This window comes from Melissospora conviva (assembly GCF_049523535.1).
Taxonomy (GTDB): Bacteria; Actinomycetota; Actinomycetes; order Mycobacteriales; family Micromonosporaceae; genus Melissospora; species Melissospora conviva.
In genome coordinates, this window is record NZ_JBLLDT010000002.1 from 564,565 (window position 1) to 571,784 (window position 7,220).

At 71.8% G+C, this 7,220-nt stretch carries 5 protein-coding genes and 1 pseudogene; 3 read left to right on the forward strand and 3 right to left on the reverse strand.

The genetic code is table 11. From position 1 onward, the window contains the following. Positions 1 to 46 precede the first annotated feature (46 nt). The 3 genes and pseudogenes from ACK8GG_RS07640 to rsgA form a co-directional block, all read right to left on the reverse strand. Positions 47 to 640: a Rieske (2Fe-2S) protein gene (locus ACK8GG_RS07640; protein ID WP_440355921.1), complete on the reverse strand. Its 594-nt coding sequence runs from the start codon at positions 638 to 640 to the stop codon at positions 47 to 49. A 310-nt stretch (positions 641 to 950) separates the two neighbouring features. Then, positions 951 to 3,896, reverse strand: a pseudogene (gene uvrA / locus ACK8GG_RS07645) (excinuclease ABC subunit UvrA); the annotation flags it as partial. 302 nt (positions 3,897 to 4,198) lie between these two features. Next, the gene (rsgA, locus tag ACK8GG_RS07650) at positions 4,199 to 5,236 is read right to left on the reverse strand and encodes a ribosome small subunit-dependent GTPase A (RefSeq protein ID WP_440352806.1); all 1,038 of its coding nucleotides are present in this window, start codon (positions 5,234 to 5,236) and stop codon (positions 4,199 to 4,201) included. Positions 5,237 to 5,347: 111 nt separating this feature from the next. Between rsgA and ACK8GG_RS07655 the strand changes: the two genes are divergently transcribed. The 3 genes from ACK8GG_RS07655 (at position 5,348) to ACK8GG_RS07665 (ending at position 7,118) form a co-directional block, all read left to right on the forward strand. Further along, the gene (locus ACK8GG_RS07655; protein ID WP_440352805.1) at positions 5,348 to 6,061 is read left to right on the forward strand and encodes a maleylpyruvate isomerase family mycothiol-dependent enzyme; all 714 of its coding nucleotides are present in this window, start codon (positions 5,348 to 5,350) and stop codon (positions 6,059 to 6,061) included. 7 nt (positions 6,062 to 6,068) lie between these two features. Further along, entirely contained in the window at positions 6,069 to 6,722 is a 654-nt protein-coding gene (locus ACK8GG_RS07660; protein WP_440355922.1) for an MBL fold metallo-hydrolase, read from the forward strand. Between the two features lie 192 nt (positions 6,723 to 6,914). Beyond that, positions 6,915 to 7,118, forward strand: coding sequence for a cold-shock protein (locus ACK8GG_RS07665; protein WP_229400095.1), 204 nt, complete (start codon positions 6,915 to 6,917; stop codon positions 7,116 to 7,118). Positions 7,119 to 7,220 lie beyond the last annotated feature (102 nt).

Below are 7,220 nucleotides of genomic sequence, written 5' to 3' on the forward strand. Positions count from 1 at the left end.
CCGTCAAGATCCGATCACGCCACCGCCCGGCGGGACGGGCCGCATCTCAGGCCAGCGAGATGCGGCCGCCCTCGACGATGATCTCCTTGGCTGCCAGGGGCCGGGTCGCCGGCCCGGAGAGCGGCGAACCGTCGGAGATCGAGAAGGCGCTGTTGTGGCAGGTGCAGAGGATCTTGCCGTCGGCGATCCGCGAGACCGGGCAGCGCTGGTGGGTGCAGGTGAAGTCGAATGCCTTGAACTCTCCCGGTTGCGGCTGGGTGATCACCACGGCGGCGTCGGCGATGATCCGGCCGCCCCCTTCGGGAATCTCGGCGGTGCCGACGATTCCCCCGGCGCCGGGGGCGGCGTCGCCGCCCGGGGCAGCGCTGCCGGCGGGGTTGCCGGTGCCGGTACCGGCGGGGTTGCCGCTGCCGGTGCCGGTGCCGGCGGGGCTGTCGGGGGCAGCGCCGTCGCTATCGTTGCCGCCGCAGGCGGAGAGCACGACAGCCGCGCCGACGGCTCCAGCCCCGGCCAGTAGCGTTCTTCTGCTCTGTGTGCCGGCAGGTGCGCCGCGGCGCTCGCCCGCGGGCAGCGCCGAGTGCGCCGGCCGCGGTCCGGGCTCTTCTTCCGGCGTCAGTGCCGGCCGATTCCGTTCACTCATCTCGCACCCTTCTCGCCGAACAGGGTCGTGGCTCTGCTGCGGGTGCCACCGCCGGCCACCGCCGCACCGCGCGACGGTAGCCGCCCCGGCTGAAAGCGACCTGAATTCACCGGGTGCCCGCCGCCGCCTTGCCGCCGCCGGCCGCCTTGCGCGCGCCGGGCGTCTTGGCGCCGGCCGCCGCCTTCGCGGTACCAGCCGCCTTCGTGCCGGCCGTTTCCTTGGCGTCGGCCGCCTTCGTGCCGGTTGCCTTTGTGCTGGTCGCCTTCGTGCCGGTCGCCTTGGCGCCGGCCGTTCCCTTGGCGCCGGTCGCCTTCGCGGTGCCGGCGGCCTTGCGGGCTGCGCCCGCTTTGCCGGTCGTGGCGTTGGCCTTGGCCGCCCGGTCGGTCGCGGCGGGGCTGCCGGCCGCGTCACCGTCGATGCCGAGCACCCGGCGCAGGTACTGGCCGGTGTGGCTCTCCGGCACCTCGGCGATCTCCTCGGGGGTGCCGGTGGCGATGACGGTGCCACCCCGGTGACCGCCCTCGGGGCCCATGTCGATCAGCCAGTCGGCGGTCTTGATGACGTCGAGGTTGTGCTCGATGGTGATCACCGTGTTGCCCCGGTCCACCAGTCCTTCGAGCACCCCCAGCAGCTTGCGGATGTCCTCGAAGTGCAGGCCGGTGGTCGGCTCGTCGAGGACGTAGACGGTGCGGCCGGTGGAGCGCTTCTGCAGCTCGCTGGCGAGCTTGACCCGCTGCGCCTCGCCGCCGGAGAGGGTCGGCGCGGGCTGCCCCAGCCGGACGTAGCCCAGGCCGACGTCGACCAGGGTCTTCAGGTGCCGGTGGATCGCCGGCAGCGGCTCGAAGAACTCCGCCGCCTCCTCGATCGGCATCTCCAGCACCTCGGCGACGGTCTTGCCCTTGTAGTGGACCTCCAGCGTCTCCCGGTTGTACCGCGCGCCCTTGCAGACCTCGCAGGGCACGTAGACGTCGGGCAGGAAGTTCATCTCGATCTTGAGCGTGCCGTCGCCACTGCACGCCTCGCAACGGCCGCCCTTGACGTTGAAGGAGAACCGGCCCGGCCCGTAGCCGCGCACCTTCGCCTCCGTCGTCTCGGCGAAGAGCTTGCGGACGTTGTCCCAGACCCCGGTGTAGGTCGCCGGGTTCGACCGTGGGGTACGCCCGATCGGCGACTGGTCGACGCCGACGACCTTGTCCACGTGCTCCAGCCCGGTGACCCGGGTGTGCCGACCGGGGACCAGCCGGGCCCGGTTGATCTGGTTTGCCAGCACCGCGTGCAGGATGTCGTTGACCAGCGTGGACTTGCCCGAGCCGCTGACGCCGGTGACGGCGATGAGCTGCCCCAGCGGAAACGCCACGGTCAGGTTGCGCAGGTTGTTCTCCCGCGCGCCGTACACCACCAGTTCCCGGCCCGGTGTCGACGGCCGGCGCTGCGCCGGGGTCGGGATCGACCGCCGCCCGGACAGGTACGCCCCGGTGATCGACTCCGGGTTCTCCAGCAGTTCCTTCGCCGAGCCGCTGTGCACGATCCGGCCACCGTGCTCGCCGGCTCCCGGACCGATGTCGACGATCCAGTCGGCGGTGCGGATGGTGTCCTCGTCGTGCTCGACGACGATCAGCGTGTTGCCGAGCCGCTTGAGCCGCTGCAGCGTCTCGATCAACCGGTGGTTGTCCCGCTGGTGCAGCCCGATCGACGGCTCGTCGAGGACGTAGAGGACACCGACCAGCCCCGACCCGATCTGGGTGGCGAGCCGGATGCGCTGCGCCTCGCCACCGGAGAGGGTGGCGGCGGGCCGGTCCAGGGAGAGGTAGTCAAGGCCGACGTCGACCAGGAAGCGCAGCCGGGCGTTGATCTCCTTGAGCACCCGCTCCGCGATCAGCTTCTGCCGGCCGGTCAGCGTCAGCTGCGCCAGCAGCTCGGCGCACTCGCCCACCGAGAGGTTGCAGACCTCGGCGATGCTGCGCCCGGCGATGGTGACGGCGAGTACCTCGGGCTTGAGCCGGGTGCCACCGCAGACCCCGCAGGGGACCTCGCGCATGTAGCCCTCGTACTTTTCCCTGGACCACTCCGACTCGGTGTCCGAGTGCCGGCGCTCGATCCACTGCACCACGCCCTCGAAACCGGTGTAGTAGGAGCGCTCGCGGCCGTACTTGTTGCGGTAGCGCACGTGCACCTGGTCGTCGGAGCCGTGCAGGATCGTCTTCTGCGCCCGGGAGGGAAGCGCGCGCCAGGGCGTGTCGAGGTCGAAGTGCTGGGCCTGGCCGAGCGCCTCCAGCAGTCGCAGGAAGTAGTCCAGGCTGTGCCCGCCGGTCCAGGGCTGGATCGCCCCTTCCCGCAGGCTCTTCTCCGGATCCGGGATGATCAGCTCCGGGTCGACCTCCTTCTTGAATCCGAGGCCGGTGCACTCCGGGCAGGCGCCGTACGGGGCGTTGAAGGAGAAGACCCGCGGCTCGAGGTCCTCGATCGCCAGGGGGTGGTCGTTGGGGCAGGCCAGGTGCTCGGAGAAGCGCCGCTCGCGCTGCGGATCGTCCTCGGGCAGATCGATGAAGTCGAGCAGGACCAAGCCGCCGGAGAGGCCCAGCGCCGCCTCCACCGAGTCGGTCAGCCGCTGCTTGGCGCTCGCCTTGACGGTGAGCCGGTCGACCACCACCTCGATGGTGTGCTTCTCCTGCTTCTTGAGCTTCGGCGGCTCGGTCAGCGGGTGCACCACGCCGTCGACCCGGGCTCGCGCGTAACCCTTGGACTGCAGTTCGGCGAAGAGGTCGACGTACTCGCCCTTACGGCCGCGCACCACCGGCGCGAGGACCATGAAGCGGGTGCCCTCGGCCATGGCCAGCACCCGGTCGACGATCTGCTGGGGTGTCTGCCGGGAGATCGGCTCGCCGCAGACCGGGCAGTGCGGCTCCCCGACGCGGGCGTAGAGCAGCCGCAGGTAGTCGTAGACCTCGGTGATGGTGCCCACCGTCGAGCGGGGGTTGCGTGAGGTGGACTTCTGGTCGATCGAGACCGCCGGGCTCAGGCCCTCGATGAAGTCGACGTCGGGCTTGTCCATCTGCCCGAGGAACTGCCGGGCGTAGGAGGAGAGCGACTCGACGTAGCGCCGCTGCCCTTCGGCGAAGATCGTGTCGAAGGCGAGGCTCGACTTTCCCGATCCGGACAGGCCGGTGAAGACGATCATCGCGTCCCGGGGCAGGTCGAGGCTGACGTCGCGCAGGTTGTGCTCACGCGCGCCGCGGATGATCAGACGATCCAACACTGGCGATGTACCCCCGGATGACGAGTGGGCGGCGCCTGTCCGGCAACCGGCTGGGACTGTGCTGGCCCCCGGCTGGGCCCGCGCTGGCCCCCGGCTGGGGACTGCGCTGGCCCCGGCGAGGACTGCACTGGCCCGGCGAGGACTGCACTGGCCCGGCGGGGACGGGACCGGCGGGGACCCGCGACGGCGGGCGTGGTCCGGCACGGACCGGACCACGGAAGACGCCTCGGCAACTCTAGCTCCAGGGTCCGACACTTGCCCGCGCCGACACCGCCGACCCGGCCACCCCGCGGCGCCGGCGATCAGCCGCTGCGGCGGTTGCGGGGCCGCACCGGACGGCCGAACTGCCGCCCGCCGCGAGGGCGGCTCCGCTGCCGGCCCGTCTCGTAGGCGACCTCGCGCTGCAGCTTCTCCCAGCTCTCCCACCGCCGCAGGCTCAGCTCCCCGTCGGCCAGCGCGGCGCGCACCGCGCAACCCGCTTCCAGCCGGTGTGCGCAGTCGGCGAAGCGGCAGCAGTCGATCAGCTCGGTGACATCGGCGAAGGCCTGGTCCAGCCCGTCGGCGGCATCGAGCAGGCCAACTCCCCGTACCCCCGGGGTGTCGATCACGGCGCCGCCGCCCGGCACCGGCACGAGCGTCCGGTACGTGGTGGTGTGCCGCCCCTTGCCGTCGGCCCGACGGATCGCCTGGGTGGCGAGCACCTCGGCGTCGACCAGGGCGTTCACCAGCGACGACTTGCCCGCCCCGGAGCGCCCGAGCAGGGCCAGGGTGCGCCCCGCCGCGACGTACGGGCGCAGCCGGTCGATCCCGGTGCCGTGCTCGGCGCTGACCGGCAGCACCGGCACGCCCGGCGCGACCCGGGCCAGATCGCGGATGATCATCTCCGCGTCAGCGGCGAGGTCGGCCTTGCTGAGCACCACCAGTGGCTGCGCTCCCGACTCGAAGGCCAGCGCCAGCAGGCGCTCGATGCGGGGCAGGTCCGGCTCCGGATGCACCGGCTCCACCACCGCCACCGCGTCCATGTTCGCGGCGAGCACCTGGGCGCTGGCGTCCTTGCCGGCGGTACGGCGGCTCAGCAGGCTCCGGCGGGGCAGCACCTCCTCGACGGTGGTGCGCTCGTCGGGCCACAGCCCGATCCGCACCCAGTCCCCCACCGCGGGCAGCCGGGAGAGGTCGCCGGCGGCGGTGGCGAGCATCCGGCCGGCCAGGCTCGCGCGCACCGGCCCTTCGGCGCAGAGCACGGTGCAGACACCGCGGTCCACCCGGGTGACGCGACCGGGGCGCAGCGACCCGGCGCCGTTGCCGCCGGTCCAGCCGAGCGCCGTCAGATCGATGTTCATGCCCACCGCTTTCCCTGGCGACGATTGTCCGGGCTCACGGTAGGAGCCGTCCTCGCTGGTGAAAAGCGATTTCCGGACCCGGACACGGCGACGCGGGTTTAGGGTCGGAGCGTGACGGCCGACCCGCTCCTGCTTCTCGGCGAGGTCGACCGCGCCACCGCCCGCCTGCTGCGCAACGCCGCCGGGCTGACCGCGGCGGATCTGGCGCAGCCGTCCCTCCTGCCGGGCTGGACCCGGGGCCACGTGCTCACGCATGTCGCGCGCAACGCCGACGCGATGGTCAACCTGCTCTCGGCCGCCCGCACCGGTGAGGACCGGCCGGCCTACGCGAGCTCCGAGGCCCGTGCCGCCGACATCGACGCCGGAGCCGGCCGCGACCCGGGTCGGCAGCTGGCGGATCTGGAGGCGAGCGCGCAACGCTTCGCCGAGGCCGCCGAGGGGATGCCCGCCGACGCCTGGGCGGCCCCGGTCGAGACCCGCCAGGGCCTGTTGGCCGCGGCCGTGCTGGTCTGGAGCCGGCTGCGCGAGGTCGAGGTGCACCACGTCGACCTGTCGGCCGGCTACCGAGCCGCGGACTGGTCGGCGGCGTACTCTCAACGTCTCTTGTACGAGGTGGTGAGCGACTTCAACGCCCGCACCGGCGTACCGGCGATGGTGCTGCGCTGTGACGGCGAAGCCCGCGAGCTGGTGGTCGGCGAGCGGGACGGGGCGCCGATGGTCAGCGGGCCGGCCGGCGAGCTGGCGGGCTGGCTGATCGGCCGGACTCCGGGTGAGGGGCTCACCGTCTCCCCCGGGTCGTTGCCGACCCCGCCGAATTGGAGATAGCCCCACCATGACCTACAGCGGAAACGTCTCCACCGGGGGCGCTCCCGACGTCCGCGCGCTCGACGGGCTGACCATCACCAAGGTGTCGGTCGGTCCGATGGACAACAACGCGTACCTGTTGCGCTGCGCCTCCACGGGCGAGCAGCTGCTGATCGACGCCGCGAACGAGGCCCCGCGGCTGCTGGAGCTGATTGGCGAGTCCGGTCTGGGCACGGTTGTCACCACCCACCAGCACATGGACCACTGGGTCGCCCTGGAGGAGATCGTCGCCGCCACCGGGGCCCGGGCGCTGGTGCACGCCGCCGACGCCGACGGGCTGCCGATCAGCGCGCAGACCGTTGCCGACGGGGAGACGATCCGATTCGGCGACTGCGAGCTGGAGGTGATCCACATCGTGGGTCACACACCCGGTTCGATCGCCCTGCTCTACCGGGACCCGGCCGGCTTCCCGCACCTGTTCACCGGGGACAGCCTCTTCCCGGGCGGGGTTGGCAACACCGAGTCCGACCCGGAGCGGTTCACCTCGCTCATCGACGACGTCGAGCACAAGCTCTTCGACCGGCTGCCCGACGAGACCTGGTTCTACCCCGGCCACGGCGCGGACAGCACGCTCGGCGCGGAGCGCGCGGCGCTGCCGCAGTGGCGCGCACGCGGCTGGTGAGCCTCGCCGCGGGGGCCGCCGGTGTGAGCATCAACACCCTTTTGAGGCCCCGACACGGCGCACACAACGAATTGCCGCGACTGGCCGGGCGCTTCGCGCCTCATGATGGCCCTCGGGGCGCTACTCTCAGGGCGTACGGGGCGATCACCGTCAGGTCGTCGGTGATCACCCGCCTTGAACAGGGAGAGATGCATGGCAACCGGCACGGTCAAGTGGTTCAACTCGGAAAAGGGCTTCGGATTCATCGAGCAGGACGGCGGCGGCCCGGACGTCTTCGTTCACTACTCGGCGATCGCCTCCAGCGGATACCGTGAGCTCAACGAGGGCCAGAAGGTCGAGTTCGAGGTGACCCAGGGTCAGAAGGGTCCGCAGGCGGACAACGTTCGCCCGATCTGACTTGAAGTGGAGGGGGCCCGCCTCCGCGGGGGGCGCCCACCTGGGGTTTCCCAAGGATAGGCCCGGTGCCCCAGAACCAGTCGAGGATAAAAAAAAACGAGG